A 22,527-nucleotide genomic window follows, 5' to 3' on the forward strand; every position below is an offset into this window, starting at 1 on the left:
CTGAACGGCCTATATCGATCAGGCCAAGACGGGCGTCCAACTGACACCGAATGATGGAAGTAAAATGAAATTTCTCGACGAAGCAAAGGTCTATATCAAGTCTGGAGACGGCGGCGCGGGTGCGGTGTCCTTCCGGCGCGAGAAGTTCATCGAGTTCGGCGGTCCCGATGGCGGTGATGGCGGACGCGGTGGCGACGTGTGGGTCGAGGCCGTCAACGGTCTCAATACGCTGATCGATTTCCGGTTCCAACAGCACTTCAAGGCTCAGATCGGCACGCACGGGATGGGTCGGAATCGCACCGGTGCCAATGGTGGCGACGTCACGCTCAAGGTTCCTGTCGGCACGCAGGTTCTCGAAGAGGACAAGGAAACGCTGATCTGCGACCTGACGCGGGAAGGGCAGCGCTTCCGGATCGCGGCGGGCGGCAACGGCGGCTTCGGCAACGCGCATTTCAAGACGTCGGTCAACCAGGCGCCCGACTGGGCCAACCCGGGTCTCGCCGGCGAAGAAAAGACGGTCTGGCTGCATCTGAAGCTGATCGCAGACGCCGGCCTCGTCGGTCTGCCGAATGCCGGCAAGTCGACCTTCCTTGCCGCCGTTACGCGCGCCCGGCCGAAAATCGCCAACTATCCCTTCACGACGCTGCATCCGAATCTCGGCGTTGCCACCATCGACGGGCAGGAGTTCATTCTTGCCGATATTCCCGGCTTGATCGAAGGGGCCCATGAAGGCGTCGGGATCGGTGACCGCTTCCTCGGACATGTCGAGCGCACCCGCGTGCTGCTGCATCTCGTCTCCGCACAGGAAGAGAAGGTCGGCAAGGCCTATACGACGGTGAAGACGGAGCTTGAGGCGTACGGCAAGGATCTGGCTGAAAAGGCCGAGATCGTCGCGCTCTCGCAGATCGACGTGCTCGATGACGCGACACTGAAGAAGAAGACGAAGGAACTCGCCAAAGCCTGCGGCAAGACGCCATTCCAGATTTCCGCGGCTACCGGCAAGGGCATGACGGAAGTCCTGCGTGCGCTCCGAGATGTTATCGTGGAAGCCAATGCCGGGGTAGAGAAGCTCGCGAAAGTGCCGAAGATCAGGCATCGCGACATTGCGGAATCAGGTGACGGAGAAGACGTTGATGGGCAATCGTAAGCCTCTCGACAGCTATCGGCGCATTGTTATCAAGATCGGTTCCGCCCTGCTTGTGGATCGCAAGGCCGGACTGAAAAAGGCTTGGCTTGATGGCGTCTGTGCCGATATCGCGGCACTGAAGGCGAAGGGCGTGGATGTACTTGTCGTATCGTCGGGTGCCATCGCTCTTGGCAGGTCGGTTCTGGATCTGCCCGCCGGCGCGTTGAAGCTGGAAGAAAGCCAGGCTGCAGCCGCGGTCGGCCAGATCGCCCTTTCGCGTGCCTGGTCGGAAAGCCTGTCGCGCGACGATATCGTCGCTGGCCAGATCCTGCTGACGCTTGGCGACACCGAGGAGCGTCGCCGCTACCTGAACGCTCGCGCCACGATCAAGCAGCTTCTGAAGATCGGCGCCGTGCCGATCATCAACGAGAACGATACCGTTGCGACGAGCGAGATCCGCTATGGCGATAACGACCGCCTGGCGGCACGCGTTGCCACCATGACCGGAGCGGACCTGTTGATCCTGCTGTCGGATATCGACGGCCTTTACACAGCTCCGCCGCATCTCGATCCGGACGCGCAGTTTCTTGAGACGATCGGCGAGATCACACCTGAGATCGAAGCGATGGCTGGCGGAGCAGCATCCGAGCTGTCCCGTGGCGGCATGCGCACCAAGATCGACGCCGGCAAGATCGCGACAACAGCCGGTTGCGCGATGATCATCGCGTCGGGCAAGACGGAAAGCCCGCTATCGGCTATCGAAAACGGCGCGCGTTCGTCGTGGTTTGCTCCGTCCAAAACGCCGGTCACGGCGCGGAAGACCTGGATTGCGGGCCAGTTGCAGCCGGCTGGTGAACTGCATGTTGATGATGGGGCCGTCACGGCGTTGGGTGCTGGAAAGAGCTTGCTTCCCGCTGGCGTCAGAAAGGTGCTTGGCATCTTCAGTCGCGGGGATACAGTTGCAATCATCGGTCCCAACGGTCGAGAAATCGCGCGGGGCCTCGCCAGCTACGATGCGGACGAGGCGCGCCAGATCACCGGCCGGAAGTCATCCGAGATCGAAGCAATCCTTGGCTATGCCGGTCGCACGGCGATGATCCATCGCGACGATATGGTTATGACTTCCCCGGTAAATTCCAAATCGGAAAGGCAGCAGAAGGACGCAGCCCATGCTTAATACAGTTGTGCAGAGCCCGGATATTGACGTGCTGATGAATGACATCGGCCGCAAAGCCAAGGCTGCTGCCCGACCGTTGGGGTTTGCCTCTTCCGAGACAAAGAACCGCGCGCTGAATGCGATGGCGGATGCGATCCTCGCTGGCAAGGACCACATTCTTGCTGAAAACGCCAAAGATCTGCGGGACGTTGCCGGTACAGAGATGCTCGCGTCCTTCGTCGATCGACTGACGCTGAACGACAAGCGCGTGGCGGACATGGCGGAAGGAATTCGGGCCATCGCTGCGCTGAAGGATCCGGTTGGCGAGGTGATCGCCACATGGGACCGGCCGAATGGTCTCAAGATCGAGCGCGTACGGACCCCGCTTGGCGTGATCGGTGTCATTTTCGAGAGCCGGCCGAATGTCACGGCGGATGCCGGTGCACTTTGCCTCAAGGCGGGCAACGCCGTGATCTTGCGCTGCGGCTCGGATTCGCGCCGTTCATCGCAGGCTATTCATGAATGCCTGGTCCAGGGCCTGAAGGCGGCCGGGTTGCCCGAGCACGCCATCCAGCTGGTGCCGGTGACGGACCGCCAAGCGGTTGGCGCAATGCTGCGCGGGCTCGACGGCGCTATCGACGTGATCGTTCCGCGTGGCGGCAAGAGCCTGGTTGCGCGGGTCCAGAGCGAAGCGAGAGTGCCGGTTTTCGCCCATCTCGAAGGGCTTTGCCATATCTACGTGGATGCGTCGGCCGATCTGGCGATGGCGAAGGAGATCGTCGTCAATGCCAAGATGCGCCGCACGGGCATCTGCGGGGCTGTAGAAACTATCCTAGTCGACAGCGCCGTTGCCGGCAGTCACCTCCAGCCAATTCTGGAGGTGCTTTCTGCGGCCGGTTGCGAGATCCGGGGATCGTCCGCCGTTGTGGCGGCGGCTGCCGGCATCACGCCTGCGACCGAGGAAGACTGGTCGACGGAATATCTGGATGCGATCGTATCGGTGGCGCTTGTCGACGGCATTTCCTGCGCGATTGCGCACATCCAGAAATATTCGTCGAACCACACCGAAGCCGTTCTCGCCGAAGATCCTCAGGTCGTGGAGCGTTTCTTCACGGAGGTCGATTCCGCCATCCTGCTGCACAATGCGTCGACACAGTTTGCCGATGGCGGTGAGTTCGGCATGGGGGCGGAGATCGGCATCGCCACCGGCAAGATGCATGCGCGCGGCCCGGTGGGCGTCGAGCAGCTGACCTCTTTCAAATACCGCGTGCACGGCACCGGACAAACCCGGCCCTGACGTGAACGAAGAGGAAATAGACCGGCGCTATCTCCGCATGCCGCACGCTGAGCGCGGCATGATCGTCGGTCTGTTTGGCGGCTCTTTTAATCCGCCGCATCAGGGGCATGCGCTTGTTGCCGAGATCGCCATCAAGCGGCTGGCGCTTGATCAGCTCTGGTGGATGGTGACCCCCGGTAATCCGCTCAAGAGCCGCAGAGAACTTCTGCCGCTCGCCGAGCGGATCGCGCTCAGCGAGCGCCTTGCCAGGCATCCTGCCATCAAGGTGACTGCGTTCGAGCGCAATTTCGGAACCAGCTTTACCGCGAACACGCTGGCGCGCGTCAAGGCAAGCAACCCGCATGTGCACTTCATCTGGATCATGGGCGCGGACAGTCTCAAGACGTTTCATCACTGGCAGCGATGGCAGGATATTGCCCGTACCTTTCCGATTGCGGTGATCGATCGCCCTGGTTCGACGCTTTCGTTCCTGTCGTCGAAAATGACGAAAACGTTTGGCTTTGCACGCATCGATGAGGATGATTCACGCGCCCTTTGGCGAAAGCCGGCACCTGCCTGGACCTTTATCCATGGGCCGCGATCCCGCCTGAGCTCGACGGCAATCCGCGCAGAGCGCGGGGCAGCGAAGTAACCATTTCGTCATCGGCCCAAAAAGTAAAAGCCCGACGGGGGAGGATCCGTCGGGCTTTATAAACTTGATCGACAACTGGGAGGAGGAGTGTCGCCGATCCGTATCGAACAGCTTTGGGAGGAGGAGATGCCGTTCGATAAGTCAGTTGTACCAGAATCCCCGAAATCTTGAAGCGGGTTTTATTGCATCGCAGCATTGCATGTTGCGCATGCGTTGACGGACCGGAGTTCACTTGTTGCTGATTTATTTGGCAGTAGTGGCGCTTCATTTCCGACATGATTTCCGGCGCGTGAGGACGACACCGCGTTCAGCCGCGCTGGCCGAGCGGTTGTGTTTCTTAAAATATAACGCTGGCCAAGCTGCCGGCGCCGCTATATTCCTACGGATATTTCGAATCTGGGGAGCAATTCATGCACAGCCGCCGTCATTGGATGAAAACTGCAATTGTCGCGGTATCCGCGCTCTGGTTTGGCGCGGTGGCAACACCCGTCTTAGCCGCTGAAAAGGTAACGGTCTTCGCGGCCGCGAGCCTGAAGAACGCGCTCGACGCGGCAAATGCCGCCTGGGCAAAGGAGAGCGGAAATGAGGCTGTGTCGTCCTATGCGGCCAGTTCGGCGCTGGCGAAACAGATCGAAGGCGGCGCACCCGCCGACGTTTTCATCTCCGCCGACCTCGATTGGATGGATTACGTCGCCAAGAAGAACCTGATCAAGGCCGACACGCGGTCCAACCTGCTCGGCAACCGGATCGTGCTTGTCGAGGCAAAGGACAAGGTGAAGCCGGTCGATATCAAGCAGGGCCTCGATCTCGCAGCCTTGCTCGGCGACGGCAAGCTTGCCATGGGTGAAGTCAAGTCGGTTCCAGCTGGCAAATATGGCAAGGCTGCGCTTGAAAAGCTCGGCATCTGGTCCTCGGTCGAGAACAAGGTCGCTGGTGCGGAAAGCGTGCGTGCCGCGCTTGCGCTCGTTTCGCGCGGCGAAGCGCCCTATGGCATCGTTTATCAGACCGATGTGACTGCCGATCCTGGCGTGGCCATTGCTGGTACGTTCCCCGCGGACTCCCATCCGCCGATCATTTATCCTGTTGCCATTCTTGCGGAGAGCAAGAATCCGGCTGCTTCATCGTACTTGGAGTTCCTGAAGTCGGAGAAGGCGGCACATTTCTTCGCGGATCAGGGTTTCACCATTCTGAAATAATTGCGGATTTCCGTTCAGCAGAATAGCGTGGAGGCCCGCTCTAGTGGGCCTTCTATATTTTTAAGGACAAGAATATTTGGAATCGCTGGGCCTAAGCAGTGATGAATGGACCGCAATCCTGCTTAGTCTGCGTGTGTCGATCGTCGCCATGCTGGCGAGCCTTCCGTTCGGTATCATTGCTGCGCTGTTGCTCGCGCGCGGTCGCTTCTGGGGGAAGTCGATCCTCAATGGGATCATCCACCTGCCACTGATCCTGCCACCAGTGGTCACCGGCTTTATTCTCCTCGTTCTTTTCGGGCGTCGCGGTCCGATCGGAAGCTTTCTTGACCAATATTTCGGCATCGTTTTCTCGTTTCGCTGGACCGGCGCGGCGTTGGCATGCGCCGTCATGGCTTTTCCGCTGATGGTCCGCAGCATCAGGCTCTCCATCGAGTCGATCGATCGGAAACTGGAGGAGGCGGCCGGGACGCTCGGCGCCAGCCCGCTCTGGGTCTTTCTTACGGTCACCTTGCCGCTGATCCTTCCCGGAATTATCGCCGGCATGATCCTGGCGTTTGCCAAAGCCATGGGGGAATTCGGCGCAACGATCACGTTCGTCTCCAATATTCCAGGAGAAACACAGACGCTCTCTGCTGCGATCTATTCGTTTACGCAGGTGCCGGGCGGTGACGCGGGTGCGTTCCGATTGACGCTTGTGGCCATTGCGATCTCCATGGCTGCCCTGCTGGCGTCGGAGTTTCTATCCCATGTCGTCGGACGGAGGATCGATCCGGAATGACACTGACGGTGGAAGCAAGGCACAAGCTCGGGGCGTTTACGCTCGATGCGGATTTCACGTCGCAACGCGGCATCACGGCGCTGTTCGGTCGATCGGGTTCCGGCAAGACGTCGCTGATCAGAATCATCGCCGGGCTAACGCGCCCGGATGAAGGGCGCGTCCTGCTTGATGGAAAGGCACTCACCGATACAGGCCGTCAGATCTTCATCCCGAAGCATCGCCGCAGGTTTGGTTATGTTTTCCAGGAGGCGCGGTTGTTTCCGCATCTCAGCGTGCGCAGCAACCTTGCCTATGGTCGTTGGTTCGCGCGGGGCCGGGGCACACCGGAAAACCTGGACCGCATTGTCAGTTTGCTCGGCATCGAGAAGCTGCTCGAGCGCAGGCCGGAAAAGCTTTCTGGCGGAGAGAAACAGCGCGTTGCGATCGGTAGGGCCCTTCTGTCGTCTCCAAGCCTGCTGCTGATGGATGAGCCGCTGGCAGCGCTCGACGAGGTTCGCAAGGCGGAGATAATGCCTTACCTGGAGCGTCTGCGCGACGAGATGGAAATCCCGATCGTCTATGTCAGCCACTCTATCAGCGAGGTCGCCCGCCTCGCTGACCAAGTGGTCGTCATGCACGAGGGGCGGGTGGAGGCCTTCGGGCCTGCGGCGGATGTCCTCAGCCATGCGTTGCCGTCGCTGGATCGGCGTGAGGTTGGAGCGCTGATCGAGGGCCGGGTCGAGAGCCTGGACGAGCGGCACCAGCTGTCTACCGTTGCGCTGAAATCTGCGCGGCTGCATGTGCCAGGAACCATGCTGCCAGCCGGCAAGGCGGTTCGCGTTCGTATTCCTTCGCGCGACGTCATGCTGGCGACGACGCGTCCGGAAGGGTTGAGCGCCTTGAATGTGCTACAAGGCACGGTTCAGGCGTTAATGCAGGACAATGCCACGGTAGAAGTTCTTGTCGATTGCGGGGGCAACGCAATCCTTTCCAGGATCACGAGCTTCTCCGCCGAGCGATTGGGGCTGGCCGTCGGGACGCCCGTCTACGTCATCATCAAGACCGTGGCTCTGGAGCCGTAGTTATTCGCCGCTGACGGTCCGCGGGGCCCGGTTGCTTTCCAGCCAGGCGAGATCGCCGGCAAGGCTCGAACGCAGGGCACGTTCCATGTTGCGAAAACGCTCGACCAGCTCTTCTCCAAACGGGGTCAAGGCTGCACCTCCTCCCTTCTGGCCGCCGCGCTGTGATTCCACCACGGGCTCGTTGAACATCCTGTTCAGTTCGCTGACCAGCAACCAGGCACGGCGGTAAGACATATCCATTGCGCGGCCGGCCGCCGAAATCGAGCCGGTTTCCCGGATGCGCTCGAGCAGTTCCATCTTTCCACGACCCAGGCGGTCGTTATCCGGAAAACTGATGCGGAGAATGGGGACAAGCCGGTCTTCGGTGGCGCTCTTCATGGAAATCTTCAAGTCTCGGTGAATGCCCGGCACTTTACGCATTGCCGCGGCGCCTGTACACAGCGCCATATCCGGTTACTGGCGCCTGCTCATCGCTGCCGCGCCAAATCGGCCGTTCATGCTTTGTGATAGCGCGCGTCTTGAAACCTTAATGGTTTGGTGCCTATCTTAACTATGATTTGGTTCGCCAAATCAGTGATGTGCATGTTCTGTCATTCCGAGAAAGGGAAAGCACTGACAACAGTACACGCCAAGGGAAGAACGCTTGCCGTTGTCCCGAAGAGCCCGGAACGTGGCGTTGATGCCGCTGCCCGCGCCCTGCACGCCGTCCTCGTAAGCTTAGAGGATTCCAAGGCTGAAGATATCGTCACCATCGACATTGCCGGAAAATCGGCGCTCGGAGACTTCATGGTTGTTGTCTCTGGCCGCTCGAACAGGCACGTGATGGCAATCTCCGACCACCTCCTGACCGATCTGAAAGACGAGGGCTTCGGTAATGCCCGCGTCGAAGGTCACGAGAGCGGCGATTGGATCCTGATCGATACCGGCGATATTATCGTGCACGTTTTCCGTCCAGAAATCCGTGAGTTCTACAACATCGAAAAGATGTGGGCGGCTCCGGATATGGATGAGGAAACGCTGCACTAACAGGTAGCCTGGACGGTACGTCCGCTACCTGATAGACGGCGACGACTTGGGCCGGAGAGTTTACCGGCCCCGTGGTTTCTTGCGCTGCAGGACGCCGAAGAGCGGGAGCAGGACGAATGCGCATAGGCCTTTTTGCTGTGGGGCGGCTGAAATCCGGCCCCGAGAAGGATCTTGCCGCACGCTACTTTGATCGCTTTTCAAAGGCAGGCCCGGCAGTCGGGCTCGAGTTTTCCCGTATTGCCGAGGTGGCCGAGAGCCGCGCCTCGAACGCTGAGACGCGCAAGCGCGAAGAGGCAGCGATGCTGCAAAAGACGCTGGCCGAGGGTAGCGTTCTCGTCCTGTTGGACGAGCGCGGCAAGGCACTGGACAGCGAAGGCTTCGCAAAACTTCTTGAAACCTATCGCGACCAGGGCAAACGCGACCTGCTGATCGCGATCGGTGGTGCTGATGGTCTGGATCCCTCGCTTTACGACAGGGCGGACGCGACATTGTGTCTGGGCAAGATGACCTGGCCGCATCAGCTTGTCAGGACCCTCATCGCCGAGCAGCTTTATCGCGCTGTCACAATTCTTTCCGGCCATCCCTATCATCGTGTATGAACGGCTCCAGCGCTCACGCAAGCTTGTCTTGCGCTCTCGGCGTCGATCCGCAATCTTATGGAAAAGCATGCCAAATCACCTTAGTGTTCGCGCGATTTGAGAGGATTGCTCAGCACGCATGCCGATGTCCGCGTTCCAGCGAAAATATCTGATCCTGCCGGCGTTTGCCGCCGGCTTGAGCGCGTCATCTATTGGCATCTATTCGTCTTGGACGATTGATGCCGTAGCGCAGGAGGCAGCGGTCGATGCGGCTCCTTCCGTGCCCGCTGCCGGCGTGACGGAGCAAGCCGTTCCAGACCCTGCGGCGGAACTGGAAAAGAAACGCGACCAGACACGCGGTGAACTGGATGCGCTGTCGAAGACCATCAGCCTTTCTTCCGACAAGGTCGCAGAGCTTCAGAAGAGTATCGCCGATCTCGACAAGAGCACGACCAGCGTTCGCCAGGCGCTCATAGATTCGGCTGCGCGGCGCAAGTCACTGGAAAAGCAGATCCTGGACAGTGAAAAGAAGCTTGCGGAGATTGGCCTCAAGGAGGATGCCGTCCGTCACTCGCTGCACGATCGGCGTGGCCTTCTGGCCGAGGTGCTTGCCGCTCTCCAGCGGATGGGCCGCAACCCCCCGCCCGCGCTTCTCGTCACGCCTGACGATGCCCTCGCCTCGGTTCGAAGCGCGATCCTGCTGGGTGCCGTCGTTCCCGGCATCCGCAAGGAGACCGACAAGCTTGCAGCCGATCTTGCGGATCTTGCTTCGCTTCAGGCGGCCAGCGTTGCCGAGAAGACCAACCTGACGGCGACGATGACCAACAGTCTTGAGGAGGAGCGGCGAATGGATCTGCTCCTTGCGGAAAACGACAAATTGAGCCGCAGCAATGCCGCCGAGCTCGATGCCGAAAAGAAGAGGTCGGAGGATCTTGCGAGCAAGGCAACGAACCTTGAAGGCCTCGTGGCATCCATGGAAACGGAGATCGCTTCCGTTCGGGAAGCGGCTGCGGCTGCGCGGCAGGCCGAAGAGAATCGCAAGCTGCTGTCCGACGAGCAGCGGGCGCAGGCCAAGGCGCTGGCCGACAGCGGGGTGCCCGATAAAAACCGCATTGCACCGGCATATGCCTTCGGAGATTTGAAGGCGAAGCTTGAGCTGCCCGTGGCAGGCGACATACTGCGCCAATTCGGTGATGCGGACGGAACTGGTCACGAGGCCATGGGAATGACGCTTGCGACCAATCCGGAGACGGTGGTCACTGCGCCGGCGGACGGTTTGGTCGTCTATGCAGGCGCGTTTCGCAGCTACGGCCAGATGATCATCCTTGATGCTGGCGACGGTTATCACCTCGTTCTCTCTGGAATGGAGACAATCAGCACGCGCCAGGGAAAGTTCGTTTTCTCGGGTGAACCGCTGGCGACGATGGGCGCAAAAAGAGTGGCAAGTGCGACTGCATTGGCGCTGGAAACAAACCGCCCAACGCTTTACATTGAATTTCGAAAGGACGGTAAACCGGTCGATTCCCGACCGTGGTGGACCGCCAAAGACACTGGAAAGGCACGCAATGATTCGTAGGGCTTCTCTTGTTCTGGTTGGCGCATTGATGGGTGCGACGGCCATGAGCGTTATTTACTCCGCGGGGGCGCCTGCGGAGGCTGCGGGAGCGTCCACCTACAAGGAGCTTTCCGTTTTCGGTGATGTCTTCGAACGTGTCCGTGCCCAGTATGTGACGCCGCCTGCCGAAGACAAGCTGATCGAAAATGCCATCAACGGTATGCTGTCTTCGCTGGATCCGCATTCAAGCTACATGAATGCCAAGGACGCCGCCGACATGCAGACCCAGACCAAGGGTGAGTTCGGCGGCCTCGGCATCGAAGTCACCATGGAAGACGAGCTCGTCAAGGTTATTACCCCGATCGACGATACACCGGCTGCGAAGGCTGGCGTTCTCGCCGGCGACTACATCTCGGAGATTGACGGCCAGTCTGTTCGCGGCCTGAAGCTCGAAGACGCTGTCGAGAAGATGCGTGGCCCGATCAATACGCCGATCAAGCTAACGCTCATCCGCAAGGGCGCGGACAAGCCGATCGAGCTGACGATCGTGCGCGACATCGTCGCCGTGCAGGCCGTTAAGTCGCGTGTCGAGGATGATGTCGGCTATCTCCGCGTCATTTCCTTCACGGACAAGACCTATCCCGACCTGGAAAAGGCGATCGAGAAGATCAAGAAGACCGTTCCGGCTGACAAGCTCAAGGGGTATGTCCTTGACCTTCGTCTGAATCCGGGCGGCCTGCTCGACCAGGCAATTCAGGTTTCCGACGCGCTTCTCGAGCGTGGCGAGGTGGTGTCCACCCGCGGCCGCAATGCCGACGAGACACGTCGCTGGAACGCAGGCCCGGGTGACCTGACGGACGGCAAGCCTGTGATCGTTCTGATCAACGGCGGCTCGGCTTCGGCTTCCGAAATCGTCGCTGGCGCTCTGCAGGATCTGCGCCGTGCTACTATCCTGGGTACGCGCTCCTTTGGTAAGGGATCTGTACAGACGATCATCCCGCTCGGCGAAAACGGCGCCCTTCGTCTGACGACGGCTCTCTACTACACGCCGTCGGGTCGTTCGATCCAGGGAACCGGGATCACGCCTGACATCAAGGTCGAAGAACCCTTGCCGGACGATCTCAAGGGCAAGATGGTGACCGAAGGCGAATCCAGCCTGCGTGGCCACATCAAGGGCCAGAGCGAAACGGACGAAGGCTCCGGTTCTGTCGCTTACGTGCCGCCGGATCCGAAGGACGACGTGCAGTTGAACTACGCGCTTGACCTTTTGCGTGGGAAGAAGACCGACCCGTCCTTCCCGCCGAATCCTGATAAGGCCGTCAGCGCAAAGTAACCAATGAGACAAGGCGTCAGGCCGGATTTTGTCCGGCCTGACGCCTTTTTGCTGCCCTGATGCCCGAATCCAGGAAAGAACGTTGAGGACCGACCTACACGCACCGTTGGGACAGAATCAGAAAAGCGGACGCAAGCGGCCGGGCGTGTTGCGCATGGGTCGAATCGCTGCTGGCCTCTGCCTTATCCTTGTCGGTGGCTTCTCATTCTATACGGCCCTGCGCGACGATGGGCTGAAGCAGGAAGAGCCGAAGGAAAAGACTTCTCCGGTGCCTACCGAGACCGCACAGAAGACCGACGAACCTCAGACGCCGGCGGACGCCGGCGGCGTGACGCGATCGGGTCCGCAATCCGGTGCCAATGTCGAACAGATGATCGCCGGTGATGGTTCGGTCGTGACCAAATACAGTCCCAAGAGCCGGGAGGGCGACGGGCCGGTTCTGGTCGATGCGACGCAGATCGGACAAGACCCGCGGATGGCGGCCATTCCGAATGATGCCCTGCTGGAAGATACGCCTCAGGGACGGCTGCCGATTGTCGGGCCGGATGGACGGCGACCAATGGACCAGTATGCTCGGCCGTGGTCCGGTGCGCACGGAACCAAGATTGCGATTGTCGTCAGCGGCCTTGGCCTCAGCCAGACCGGTACGCAGCGCGCGATCCAGAAGCTGCCCGAGGAAGTGACCTTTGCCTTCGCCGCAAGCGGCAACAGCCTGCAGCGATGGATGCAGGATGCCCGCCGCGGTGGCCACGAAATATTGTTGCAAGTCCCATTCGAACCCTTCGGTTATCCGGCGAATGATCCTGGCCCCGGCACGCTCCTGACCTCGAAATCCGTCGCCAAGAATCTCGACAGTCTTCACGAGGCGATGGGCGGGATTACCAATTACACCGGCATCATGAACTACCAGGGCGCGCGCTTCCTCTCTGACGTCAATGCGATGGAGCCGGTGATGCGCGACATGAGCAAGCGCGGGCTGTTGTTCCTCGATGACGGGACGTCTGCGCAGTCAAAGACCGCCGTTCTCGCGAAGGGAACGGAGCTGCCTTACGCACTTGCCGATGTTCAGCTGGACAAGCAGCTCGATGTGAACGCAATTCTGCAGAAACTGGACGAGCTTGAGCGGGTGGCGAAACGCAACGGTCAGGCGATTGGCGTCGCATCGGCCTTCGACGAGAGCATCGATGCCATTTCGCAGTGGACCGAAGAAGCGGCGATGCGGGGCATCGAGATCGTCGGCGTCTCGGCGCTGGTCAATGATCCCAAGAAACCGTGAACCGAGACATTCGATGAGCAACCGTATCGTAAAGCCAGAAGATCTTCCCTATCGCCCATGCGTCGGTGTCATGATCCTCAATCGTAGTGGTCTCGTGTGGGCGGGGCGGCGGATACCCGAGGAGAACTCGGAGTATGACGGATCGCCGCAACTCTGGCAGATGCCGCAGGGCGGTATCGACAAGGGCGAGGAGCCGATCGATGCAGCGTATCGTGAGGTCTACGAGGAAACGGGCATTCGGACCGTCACGCTACTTGCCGAGGCGAAAGATTGGATCAATTATGATCTGCCTGCGCATCTGGTCGGAATAGGCTTGAAGGGAAAGTTTCGCGGCCAGACCCAGCGTTGGTTCGCATTTCGCTTTGAGGGAGATGAGAGCGAGATCGCGATCAATCCTCCGCCGGGCGGCCATGCGGCGGAATTCGATGCGTGGGAATGGAAGCCCATGGAAGCGCTGCCTGATCTCATCGTCCCTTTCAAGCGTCAGGTCTACGATCAGGTGGTCAGCGAATTCCGGCATCTGGCGGGGTTGAGCGCCGCAGAGTAGCTCTGGCCGCGGAAGCGGCCAGAACCATGTTGTGACGTATTATTCCGCCTCGTTGGCGGAATCGGCGTTAAGCTGGCCGTATTTCGCTTCGCCAATCTTGCCGAGGAGTTCGAGCTGGGTCTCGAGGAAGTCGATATGACCTTCTTCGTCGGCGAGCAGTTCTTCAAACAGTTTCATAGAAACGTAGTCGCCGGCCTCATGACAGATGTCGCGCGACTTCTTGTAGGCAGTGCGGGCGTCGTACTCGCCGGCAAGGTCGGATTCCAGAACTTCCTTTACGTTCTGTCCGATGCGCAGAGGTGCGAGCGTTTGCAGGTTGGGGTGCCCTTCAAGGAAGATGATGCGTGCGACTAGGCGGTCGGCGTGATGCATCTCTTCGATGGATTCCGCGCGCTCCTTCTTAGCGAGCTTCGTGTAGCCCCAATCTTCAAGGAGTCGATAATGAACCCAGTATTGATTGACTGCGCCGAGCTCGAGAAAGAGGGCCTCGTTAAGCCGCTCGATGACTTTTTTGTCGCCTTTCAATGTCCGCTCTCCTGTTTTCTTCATGGAAGTTTCTGAGGCGAGACATGAAATCAAATATTTCCGCTTCCGTCGAGTGGTGACGAGCGTGATATTCTTCTGTCGTTTGAATGATGATGTCGACGACGTTCGGGAAGCAACCGCAGCAACGGCCCCGTTTTTCCATCGCGTGATAGACCTTCGCAGGCACGATCAGCTGCCAACAGTCCTGATCGAGAAGCTCGTTGATGACTTCCCGGATTTCGTGATCCGTTATGTAGTTACAGCTGCAGACAAGCACGTCGTCATTCCAAACATGACATTCACTATCTGCTTTTCTGCAAAAGAAGACGTTGGTTGTCAAGAAAAATTCACACATCGGAGCGAGCGAGCTGTTCGAGTTTAGCATCGGATTTCAGCGGACTAGATCGTGCTATTCCTTAGACTCCGTCGAAGTCCGAGGCCGTTCGATATTGAAAATCAATGAAAATTACGGCCCTTCGGCATGACTTCGGCAGTGCCCGAACTGGGTCTTTGGTGCTCCTGCGACAGCATACGTTTTTCTCTCACTGTCTTCTCCACATGGTCGGCCAGCTTACGTTCCCGTGGGTCCGCCGTTGGTCTCAGTGCTTCGTCGGAGCGATCACAGACGCCAAACCTTTGTGCCTCCTTCTGCAAAAGCCCGAGCGCAGGCGTCATGTCTTCGATGTGGTCGACCACGGTGTGGATCACGCCGTTCTGGCTCTGCAGCTTTCCCCGGATCTTGACCAGCCGGGCCCCCATGACAATGGCTCGGTATTTCTCGAAGGATTTCGGCCAGACGATGGCGTTGGCAACTCCTGTTTCGTCCTCCAGCGTCATGAATATGACACCCTCGGCCGAGCCCGGTCGCTGGCGCACCAGCACGAGGCCTGCAATGGTGACCCATGCGCCGTTCGCCACCTTGAGCAGATCGACATTACGGGTAATGCCGATGCTGCGAAGCTCGTCGCGCAGGAAGGAAACGGGGTGCGCCTTGAGCGACAGGGACAGGTATCGATAGTCCTCGACCACCTGCTCTCCTTGCAGCATTTGCGGTAGCTTGGTCTGCGGCTCGACCTGCAGATCGAGATGCGATACCTGATCGAACAGCGGCAACCGCTCCGCCGCGCTTTTTACGTCGAGCGCTCGTACCGCCCAGAGCGCTTCGCGCCGGGAGAGGCCGATACTGTTAAAGGCATCCGCGTCCGCCAGACGCTCGATGTCAGGCTTGTCGAGGCCGGATCGCAGCCAGAGATCTCGGATGGAGGTGTAGCCGCTTCCCCGGTTCGCTACCAACCTTTCCTTGATTGTTGTCTCGGACAGTCCCTTGACCTGGCGAAAGCCAAGGCGTACAGCGCGTTTCGCCTTGATGATGTCGCTCATCTCGCGATGGCGAAAATCGATGCGGCGGCTGTCGAAATGTCCTTTCTCCAGCAGGCAGTCCCAATCCGAACTGTTGACGTCGACCTCGCGGATATCCACGCCGTGTTCCCGGGCATCGCGAACCAATTGCGCCGGCGCATAAAATCCCATCGGCTGCGAGTTGAGCATGGCCGCGCAGAAGACGTCGGGATAGTAGGCCTTGACCCAAGAGGAGGCATAGACGAGCAGGGCGAAGGACTCCGCATGGCTTTCGGGGAAGCCGTATTCGCCGAAACCCTTGATCTGGTTGAAGCACTGTTTGGCAAACTCGGCAGTGTAAATGTCTCTTGATACCATGCCGTCGATGAAGCGCCTTTCGAAATTGCCGATGGTGCCGGTTCGTTTGAAGGTCGCCATGGCGCGGCGCAGCTGGTCAGCTTCGGCAGGCTTGAAGCCTGCTGCGGTAATGGCGATCTGCATCGCTTGCTCTTGAAAGAGTGGCACGCCAAGGGTTCGCTTCAGGACATCCTTCAGCTCTTCGCTTGGATATTCGATCGGAATCTTCCGCTCCTCTTGTTCCCTGCGCTTCAAGTAGGGATGGACCATGTCGCCCTGGATGGGGCCAGGTCTCACGATGGCAACTTCGATGACGAGGTCGTAAAACCGCCTTGGTCGCAGACGTGGCAGCATGCTCATCTGTGCCCGGCTTTCGATCTGGAAGACGCCCAGCGTGTCGGCCCGGCACATCATGTCGTAGACCGGCTTTTCGTCCTCATGCGTGTCGTTACCAAGATCAGCCAGCGTCTTCTTCACGTCGTAGTGCAGTAATAGAAGATCGAAGGCCTTGCGCAGGCATGTCAGCATTCCGAGCGCCAGGACATCCACCTTGAGGATCTTCAGATTGTCGAGATCGTCCTTATCCCACTCGATCATGTAGCGACCCGCCATGGCCGTGTTCATGATGGGCACGACCTCGTCGAGGCGGTCCCTTGTAATGACGAAGCCGCCGACATGCTGGGTGAGGTGGCGGGGGAAGTTCAGAAGCTCGGACGCATATTTCAGGACATTGTTGGTGATGGGATCTTTCGTATTGAGGCCGGCGGCCTTGGCTTCCCGCTCAGACAGCGTGTCTTCTGACCAACCCCAGACCAGACTACCGATCGCCGACTGTATATCCTCCGACAGGCCGAACGCCTTGGAGACCTCGCGCCCGGCCGAACGCGCCCGATAGCTGGTGACCGCGGCTGTCAGGCACGCATGTTCCTTGCCATATCGGTTGTAGATATGCTGGATGACCTCCTCGCGTCGATCATGCTCGAAATCGACATCGATATCAGGCGGCTCGTCGCGGTCGGTGGACATGAAACGATCGAACAGAAGCGTGCTTTTCTCCGGATTCACCTCAGTGATCTCAAGGCAGTAGCAAATGATCGAATTGGCTGCCGAGCCGCGCCCCTGGCAGAGGATGCCGAGCTCGTATCGGGCATGCATGATGATCCTGTGAACCGTCAGGAAGTAGGGGGCGTATCTCTTCTCCTTGATGAGGCCGAGTTCGGAATCGATCTGCTTCTGGACATTCGATTTGATCCCGCCAGGGAAGCGCTTAGCGGCGCCGGCTCTGGTCAGGCGGTCAAGCGTTTCATAAGGGGTCTCGCCCTCGTCGTTTTCATCGGGGTAGTTGTGCTCCAGATCGTCGAGACGGAACGACAGCCTGGCAAAGAATTTTTCCGTATTGGCCATGGCTTCGGGATAATCCCTGAAAAGCCGTGCCATCTCGACCCCGTCCTTGAGATAGCGTTCTGCATTCGGCGCCAGTAGAAAACCGGCTTCGGGGATTGGGACATGTTCGCGTATCGAGGTGACGACATCGGATAGGGGGCGGCGGGCGGTCTCGTGATAGAGCGGCTGATTGGTGGCGATAAGAGGCACGCGGTTGCGGGTGGCGAGCATGGCAAGCACCGAGAACATACGCTTGTCGCGGCCGTCATAGGCTGGCGTCAACGTCATATAGAGCTTGTCACGGAACCTGCCGCGCAGACGCTCGAGACAAGTTTCGAATGCCTGCAGACGAAGGGGATCATCGGCAATGGACGGGTCAGGAACGAGGGCCAGCATCATCTGGTCACCCCATTCCACAAGATCCACCTCCCACAGGATGCAGTTTCCCTTCTCCGTGCGCAGGTTGCCGGCGCTCAGCAATCGGCATAGATGCGCCCAGCCTTCCCGGTTCTGCGGGTAGGCCAGAATGTCAGGCGTGCCATCCGAGAAGACGAGCCGAGCGCCAGGCTGGAGAACGACCGGGTCGAGGATGTCTTCAGGCTTCTCGTCCTTTTCCAGAAGTCCTTGCTCCTTTCTCTCGAACTTCTTTCTGAGTACTTTTGCCTGGGCATGCGCCCTGACGACGCCGGCTACCGAGTTGCGATCGGCAATGCCTATGCCTCCCAGCCTCAGGATCGCGGCCTGCAGTACCATCTCTTCAGGCCTGGATGCCCCTTCCAGAAAGGAAAAGTTCGTCTTGGCGCCGATCTCGAAGAAGACGGGTGTCATGCGAACATTCCATGCATGTACCAACTCTGCCTCTCGTCATGGCCGTAAAGGCCCTTACGATAGATCCAGAAGCGGTGTCCCTGATCGTCCTCTACACGGAAATAGTCGCGGGGCGCGGTATCGCTGCCGTCGATCCACCATTCCATGGTGAGACGCTCCGGTCCTTCGCTTTTGACGATATGGTGGCGCATACGACGCCAGTGAAAATTGGCGGGCGCGCCATCCGGTACGTCAATGGCAAAGGCGTCCACTGGCTCCGGCCTTTCCAGGAGGCGGACGGGTCTTTCGTTGCGTGACGGGGGAGGATTCCCTTTCCTGGCCTTTGACGCAGACAAGGCGTCGATGGCGGGAACGGCAAGAACCGCCCTTTCTGGCAGATGGCTTTCGCGCAGCTGGAAGGATTGAAGACAGTCGGCGCCAAGCCTTGCGGAGACGCGATCGACAAAGGCGGCCAGCGATGCATACTTCTGCTTGTGTCCTTCGAAATCGCTTTGCGTCGTATCGAAGGCTTCGTAGCGCAGGACATTGAGGCGCAGGATTTCAAATCCATAGCCGGCATCAAGATCGTCATATACAGCCTGCAAACGTTCTGTGAAAAGGGCAGCGATGCGCCTGGGTTCACGCAGCGGCTGGGCTGTGCCGGCGGAGATTCGGAAAACTCGACCATCGACACGGAACAGGACAAGTTCGAAAATGCGTCCGCCAGCGCCACGAGCCTCCAGCGACGGTTTCAGTGCCAAAGCGATCTGATCGGTAAGCGCGAGAATATCTTCTTCCGCGCCGATCGGCTCCATCAACCGGCGTTCGGCCGAGAGGCTGGCGACCGGCAGGCGTGGCGAAATTGGTTCCTCGTCCGTGCCTAGAGCCTGATCTAGCCGAAGAAGCACTGTTGCTCCAAAACGGCGCGCAAGCGGCGCACGTGGTGTTTCCATGAGGTCGCCGACATATTTCAAACCCATTTTTCGGAGCAAGGCGACGGTATCGTCGGCAAGGCGCAGTGCTGTGACGGGGAGAGGGGCGACTACACGCTCAGCCTCTATTTCATCAATGACGCCACCCTGACCGAAGCGACTGACGGCCCAGGAGAGGCCGGGCGAGGAGGTGATGGCGCCGCGGACGTCGAGTCCCATTTGAAGGAGCCGCGATAGAATATCCTTGAGGAGAGCCTTCTCGCCACCGAACAGATGGGAGCAGCCGGTAATATCGAGAAACAGGCCATCCTTGCCGTCGAGTGCGACGAGTGGCGTATAGCGATCGCACCAATCGGCGATGCCTTCAAGAAGGCGCAGGTCGGCGGCAGGATCTTCTTCGATTACTTCGAGCGTCGGGAAGATGGCGCGGGCTTCGGCAACGCCCATGCTCTTACGAAGGTTGATCGCTTCCGCGGCTTCGTCGAGCGCCGTCAGCCGCATGCTATTGGCGTAGCGGCCGGAGCAGACGATGGGTGGAGCCTTAGGACGATCATGCAGACGCCAGGAAAGCCCCCATCTTTTTCTTGATATCCGGTCGGTCGGCAGATGCGGGAAGTTCAGCGCCAGAATGCGCTGCGCGCTTGGTTGGAACGCGAGTGTCGGCTGATGGGCGGACAGGGAAAAACCGGCGGTCATGGGGGTTCCACTCCAGAAGAACGGAGAGCGGAGCCGGATTGCGGCTCTTCTCCAGGGTGAGGCGAAAGATCGGATTGCCGATGCTGCCGCCCAGCATCGAGCCATCCGGCATTGGCCGCGCCCGGGTTGACGCGGGTTCGGCCAGGAAGCGGAAAATGGCGCTGCTTGCCTCTTCCTCTCCCGCTTGCCGCAACAGGAAAAGCGGGCGCCCGGAGGACTTTGTCCGCAGGTTGAGTCGCCGGCTTTCGGTCAGTCCAAAGGGCTTCGGATTGCCGCGAACCTCTAGAATGGTGGCAGGAAACACACCGCTGGCAACGGCGGCTTCCGCGAGCCACAGCGCATCTTCCAATTTGCGCGGTGTCGCATGCAGAAATAGCCGAGGCTCCAGGCCGAAATCCTGCAGTCCGACGGCGTAGGGGCGTCCCGCCTCGATCGAGGCCACCGTATCCGCGATCCAAAGGATCGGTAGTTTGCCTCGTCCTTCCTCCTCATCCTGTCGCTGCAGCATGGCAGCGAGCGCCAGAACGAACCCGCTGCTTGCACCTGCATTGCGCAACAACCGGGTACGGACTTCGGTCAGGCCGTCGCGCGGTACGCCTCCTTCCAAGGCGTCGTCGATATCAGGTATTCCAATCGAAAGACGAAGCGTGTTTTCGGATTTTTCTTCCTTGAAACCGGCTTCAGCCAAGGCTTCGCCTTCCGCTGCAGCCAGGGCCGGTATCGGTTTTCCTTCAAGCTTTGCAATGGTTTCGCGGAGCGCAAAAAGACGCTCGCGCGTCACGGCCGGCTGTGCCATGACGTTCTCCAACTTTCTAATGTTCCTGTTATGTTCCTATAGATTCCAAAGGTCGGCCGAAGAGTCAACAGCCATATGATGTGAATTTATTCCTGCCTTTGATTCCGCTCTCGAAAATCGTGCGTAAAGGTTCTATATGGGCCGCAAAGGAAGGGAATTTTTATGGCCCGCATAGACCAGAGCGATAATTGGCAGGACCGCCACGCTCCGACGATCAGCACTTTCGAGTCTCTGGCGATGGAAGCTTACAGCCATCTGCCGGACGAATTTCGTGCGCTGACCACCAATCTGACGATCGAGATCGAAGACTTTCCTGATGACGACGTGTTCGAGGACATGGCGCTGGAAACGCCGTTCGACCTGCTCGGGCTTTTCGAAGGGCGCGGGATTTCGGAACGTTTCACCATGGAAACCGGCGAATTGCCGAACCGTATCCGCCTCTACAGGCGCCCGATCCTCGATTACTGGGCCGAAAACGACGAAACGCTGGGCGATATCATCACCCATGTTCTGATCCACGAGATCGGCCACCATTTCGGCCTCAGCGACGACGACATGGAGCGGATCGAGGAAAGTGCCGAGGAAGCCGCCGAGCGGTAGGCTTTACCTTATTGCTCGGAGAGTTTCATATCCGGGTGATAGTCCTTGCCTTCAACGTCTTTGACGATTGCCTGGCCAGCCATGACCTGGCCGGTTTGCGCATTGAAGGTGAGCGAGGGCGATCCGTGCAGAACCCAGCCCTTGTTGAGGGCATCGGTCACGCGATGGCAGAACGCGGCATCGTCCTGGCCGGTCAGAAGGCGGTAAAGCTTCATAAAATCGTCTTTCATTTCGCCGTTTGGCGCTCTGCGATCAGGCGGGCTTTATGAACCAGACTTTCGGCCTGGACAAGATGCAGCCGCTCGATCATCCGGCCATTGGCGTCGATGACATTGAGCCCATCGGTGGCCGGATCAGCGAAGGCGGCAATGATCGCTTCCGCCTCGGCGACGGCTGATGCGTCCGGACCGAAATGGCGGTTTGCCGCCTCGATCTGCGCCGGGTGGATCAGCATTTTTCCGTCAAACCCCATGGCGCGGGCCTCGGCGCATTCGGCGTCGAAGGCAGCTGCATCCTTGAAATCGTTGAAGACGCTGTCAATCGCGTCGAGGCCGTAAGCGCGCACGGCAAGGATGACCTGCATCAGCCACGGCACGAGATAGGTGCGGCCCGGCTGCGGCAGTACCCCTGTTTCCTTGCGCAGGTCGTTAAGGCCCACGACGAAACAATCCAGCCTTGAGCCCGCGGTTCGTCCCGCTTCGGCGATTGCTGCGGCGTTCAGTATGCCGCGCGGCGTCTCGATCATCGCCCATATGCGGAGGGTTTCGGGGGCATCGGCATCGGCGAGGAAATCGCTGACCGTCATGACATGCTGTGGCTCGTCCACCTTTGGCAGCAGCACCGCATCCGGCTCGAGCGCGGCAACCAGCTCCATATCGGCACGGCCGAAGTTGGAGGAAAGCGCATTGACGCGGATGATGCGCTCCTTGCCCTGAAGCGGCGCGCCGGCGAAGAAGGCGGCCAGATTTTCCCGTGCCTCGGCTTTCCGTTCAGGTGCCACGGAATCCTCGAGATCGAAGATCACGGCGTCGCAGTCCAGCAGGCGGCTCTTTTCAAGTGCGCGAGAATTGATGGCTGGAACGCTCAGCACCGAGCGCCGCAAACTCATTGAACGGGTCAGGGGATCTTGGCTCATCACGAATGTGTGCCAAGCTTTGTGACAGCTGGCAAGACAACAAAAAGCCATGCTCATCTTGCAGAGAAGGAAATGAAGGACCACATTCCTTTCCGAAGAAAGGTTTTAAACCCATGCAGAATATCCGTGCCATCTTCCTCTTGCTCGCAGGCATCACCGCCTTTGTTGCACTGGCGCTTCTCACCTTTTCGGTGACGCTCGCCGTCGGCGGCATCCTGACGGTGCTTATGGTTGGCCGCGCGCTTTCGATGAAGATGAAACCGGCACCGATCCGCGCTACGGCTAAGGCAAAGCCTCGCTCCGGCGAAACCATGCGCATCTGGAACGACGGGCGCGGCACGATCATCGATCTCTGATCAACATCGGCCCTGCATTAAATTTTTCCGAAGCTGTCGGCT

General features: G+C 59.3%; 23 protein-coding genes. 15 read left to right on the plus strand and 8 right to left on the minus strand.

Annotation, left to right across the window (positions count from 1 at the left end; all coding sequences use genetic code 11):
- Window positions 1–64: 64 nt before the first annotated feature.
- The 7 genes from obgE (at window position 65) to modC (ending at window position 7,245) form a co-directional block, all read left to right on the plus strand.
- Complete coding sequence (gene obgE / locus QTL94_RS12855) at window positions 65–1,147, plus strand: GTPase ObgE (RefSeq protein ID WP_289801902.1); 1,083 nt, start codon at window positions 65–67, stop codon at window positions 1,145–1,147.
- Complete coding sequence (gene proB, locus QTL94_RS12860; RefSeq protein ID WP_289801904.1) at window positions 1,134–2,303, plus strand: glutamate 5-kinase; 1,170 nt, start codon at window positions 1,134–1,136, stop codon at window positions 2,301–2,303. Before obgE ends, proB begins: the two co-directional genes overlap by 14 nt.
- Window positions 2,296–3,579, plus strand: a complete 1,284-nt coding sequence (locus tag QTL94_RS12865) for a glutamate-5-semialdehyde dehydrogenase (RefSeq protein ID WP_289801906.1) — start codon at window positions 2,296–2,298, stop codon at window positions 3,577–3,579. The genes proB and QTL94_RS12865 overlap by 8 nt, the downstream gene beginning before the upstream one ends.
- A gap of 37 nt (window positions 3,580–3,616) precedes the next feature.
- On the plus strand, window positions 3,617–4,210 hold the full coding sequence (locus tag QTL94_RS12870) for a nicotinate-nucleotide adenylyltransferase (protein ID WP_065690546.1): 594 nt from the start codon (window positions 3,617–3,619) through the stop codon (window positions 4,208–4,210).
- Between the two features lie 410 nt (window positions 4,211–4,620).
- The gene (modA, locus tag QTL94_RS12875) at window positions 4,621–5,406 is read left to right on the plus strand and encodes a molybdate ABC transporter substrate-binding protein (RefSeq protein ID WP_065690650.1); all 786 of its coding nucleotides are present in this window, start codon (window positions 4,621–4,623) and stop codon (window positions 5,404–5,406) included.
- A 76-nt stretch (window positions 5,407–5,482) separates the two neighbouring features.
- Window positions 5,483–6,184: a molybdate ABC transporter permease subunit gene (gene modB, locus QTL94_RS12880; protein ID WP_065690545.1), complete on the plus strand. Its 702-nt coding sequence runs from the start codon at window positions 5,483–5,485 to the stop codon at window positions 6,182–6,184.
- A complete protein-coding gene (gene modC / locus QTL94_RS12885) occupies window positions 6,181–7,245 on the plus strand; it encodes a molybdenum ABC transporter ATP-binding protein (protein WP_289801909.1) in 1,065 nt (354 codons plus the stop codon). Before modB ends, modC begins: the two co-directional genes overlap by 4 nt.
- Here the strand turns inward: modC and QTL94_RS12890 are convergent, their stop codons facing one another.
- A complete protein-coding gene (locus tag QTL94_RS12890) occupies window positions 7,246–7,623 on the minus strand; it encodes a winged helix-turn-helix domain-containing protein (RefSeq protein ID WP_289801910.1) in 378 nt (125 codons plus the stop codon). It lies immediately after the preceding gene.
- Window positions 7,624–7,827: 204 nt separating this feature from the next.
- Here QTL94_RS12890 and rsfS point away from each other — a divergent pair, with 204 nt between their 5' ends.
- The 6 genes from rsfS (at window position 7,828) to QTL94_RS12920 (ending at window position 13,560) form a co-directional block, all read left to right on the plus strand.
- On the plus strand, window positions 7,828–8,271 hold the full coding sequence (rsfS, locus tag QTL94_RS12895) for a ribosome silencing factor (RefSeq protein ID WP_065690649.1): 444 nt from the start codon (window positions 7,828–7,830) through the stop codon (window positions 8,269–8,271).
- A gap of 116 nt (window positions 8,272–8,387) precedes the next feature.
- Window positions 8,388–8,870, plus strand: a complete 483-nt coding sequence (gene rlmH / locus QTL94_RS12900) for a 23S rRNA (pseudouridine(1915)-N(3))-methyltransferase RlmH (RefSeq protein ID WP_065690542.1) — start codon at window positions 8,388–8,390, stop codon at window positions 8,868–8,870.
- Between the two features lie 148 nt (window positions 8,871–9,018).
- Window positions 9,019–10,425: a murein hydrolase activator EnvC family protein gene (locus QTL94_RS12905; protein ID WP_198928686.1), complete on the plus strand. Its 1,407-nt coding sequence runs from the start codon at window positions 9,019–9,021 to the stop codon at window positions 10,423–10,425.
- On the plus strand, window positions 10,415–11,737 hold the full coding sequence (locus tag QTL94_RS12910) for a S41 family peptidase (protein WP_065690540.1): 1,323 nt from the start codon (window positions 10,415–10,417) through the stop codon (window positions 11,735–11,737). The genes QTL94_RS12905 and QTL94_RS12910 overlap by 11 nt, the downstream gene beginning before the upstream one ends.
- Before the next feature lie 82 nt (window positions 11,738–11,819).
- A complete protein-coding gene (locus tag QTL94_RS12915; protein WP_289801912.1) occupies window positions 11,820–13,013 on the plus strand; it encodes a divergent polysaccharide deacetylase family protein in 1,194 nt (397 codons plus the stop codon).
- Between the two features lie 13 nt (window positions 13,014–13,026).
- Complete coding sequence (locus QTL94_RS12920; protein WP_289801913.1) at window positions 13,027–13,560, plus strand: RNA pyrophosphohydrolase; 534 nt, start codon at window positions 13,027–13,029, stop codon at window positions 13,558–13,560.
- Between the two features lie 39 nt (window positions 13,561–13,599).
- Here the strand turns inward: QTL94_RS12920 and bfr are convergent, their stop codons facing one another.
- The 5 genes from bfr to QTL94_RS12945 form a co-directional block, all read right to left on the minus strand.
- Window positions 13,600–14,085 (minus strand): bacterioferritin, encoded by a 486-nt coding sequence (gene bfr / locus QTL94_RS12925; protein WP_065690537.1) that lies wholly within the window; start codon window positions 14,083–14,085, stop codon window positions 13,600–13,602.
- Entirely contained in the window at window positions 14,051–14,440 is a 390-nt protein-coding gene (locus tag QTL94_RS12930) for a (2Fe-2S)-binding protein (protein ID WP_289802346.1), read from the minus strand. The genes bfr and QTL94_RS12930 overlap by 35 nt, the downstream gene beginning before the upstream one ends.
- A 101-nt stretch (window positions 14,441–14,541) precedes the next feature.
- A complete protein-coding gene (locus tag QTL94_RS12935; protein ID WP_289801916.1) occupies window positions 14,542–17,991 on the minus strand; it encodes an error-prone DNA polymerase in 3,450 nt (1,149 codons plus the stop codon).
- Window positions 17,988–19,460, minus strand: coding sequence for a Y-family DNA polymerase (locus tag QTL94_RS12940; protein ID WP_289802347.1), 1,473 nt, complete (start codon window positions 19,458–19,460; stop codon window positions 17,988–17,990). The genes QTL94_RS12935 and QTL94_RS12940 overlap by 4 nt, the downstream gene beginning before the upstream one ends.
- Window positions 19,453–20,394, minus strand: a complete 942-nt coding sequence (locus QTL94_RS12945; protein WP_289801918.1) for an ImuA family protein — start codon at window positions 20,392–20,394, stop codon at window positions 19,453–19,455. The genes QTL94_RS12940 and QTL94_RS12945 overlap by 8 nt, the downstream gene beginning before the upstream one ends.
- Before the next feature lie 162 nt (window positions 20,395–20,556).
- Between QTL94_RS12945 and QTL94_RS12950 the strand changes: the two genes are divergently transcribed.
- Window positions 20,557–20,994 carry a metallopeptidase family protein gene (locus tag QTL94_RS12950; RefSeq protein ID WP_289801919.1) on the plus strand — a complete coding sequence of 146 codons (438 nt, stop codon included), beginning with the start codon at window positions 20,557–20,559 and terminating at the stop codon, window positions 20,992–20,994.
- An 8-nt stretch (window positions 20,995–21,002) separates the two neighbouring features.
- Here the strand turns inward: QTL94_RS12950 and QTL94_RS12955 are convergent, their stop codons facing one another.
- Together QTL94_RS12955 and QTL94_RS12960 are read right to left on the minus strand one after the other, a co-directional pair.
- The gene (locus QTL94_RS12955; RefSeq protein WP_289801921.1) at window positions 21,003–21,209 is read right to left on the minus strand and encodes a DUF1737 domain-containing protein; all 207 of its coding nucleotides are present in this window, start codon (window positions 21,207–21,209) and stop codon (window positions 21,003–21,005) included.
- Between the two features lie 11 nt (window positions 21,210–21,220).
- Window positions 21,221–22,129 carry an HpcH/HpaI aldolase/citrate lyase family protein gene (locus tag QTL94_RS12960; RefSeq protein WP_289801923.1) on the minus strand — a complete coding sequence of 303 codons (909 nt, stop codon included), beginning with the start codon at window positions 22,127–22,129 and terminating at the stop codon, window positions 21,221–21,223.
- A gap of 113 nt (window positions 22,130–22,242) precedes the next feature.
- Between QTL94_RS12960 and QTL94_RS12965 the strand changes: the two genes are divergently transcribed.
- Complete coding sequence (locus tag QTL94_RS12965; RefSeq protein ID WP_065690529.1) at window positions 22,243–22,485, plus strand: hypothetical protein; 243 nt, start codon at window positions 22,243–22,245, stop codon at window positions 22,483–22,485.
- Window positions 22,486–22,527 lie beyond the last annotated feature (42 nt).

Source organism: Rhizobium sp. S96 (assembly GCF_030382195.1).
GTDB lineage: Bacteria > Pseudomonadota > Alphaproteobacteria > Rhizobiales > Rhizobiaceae > Rhizobium.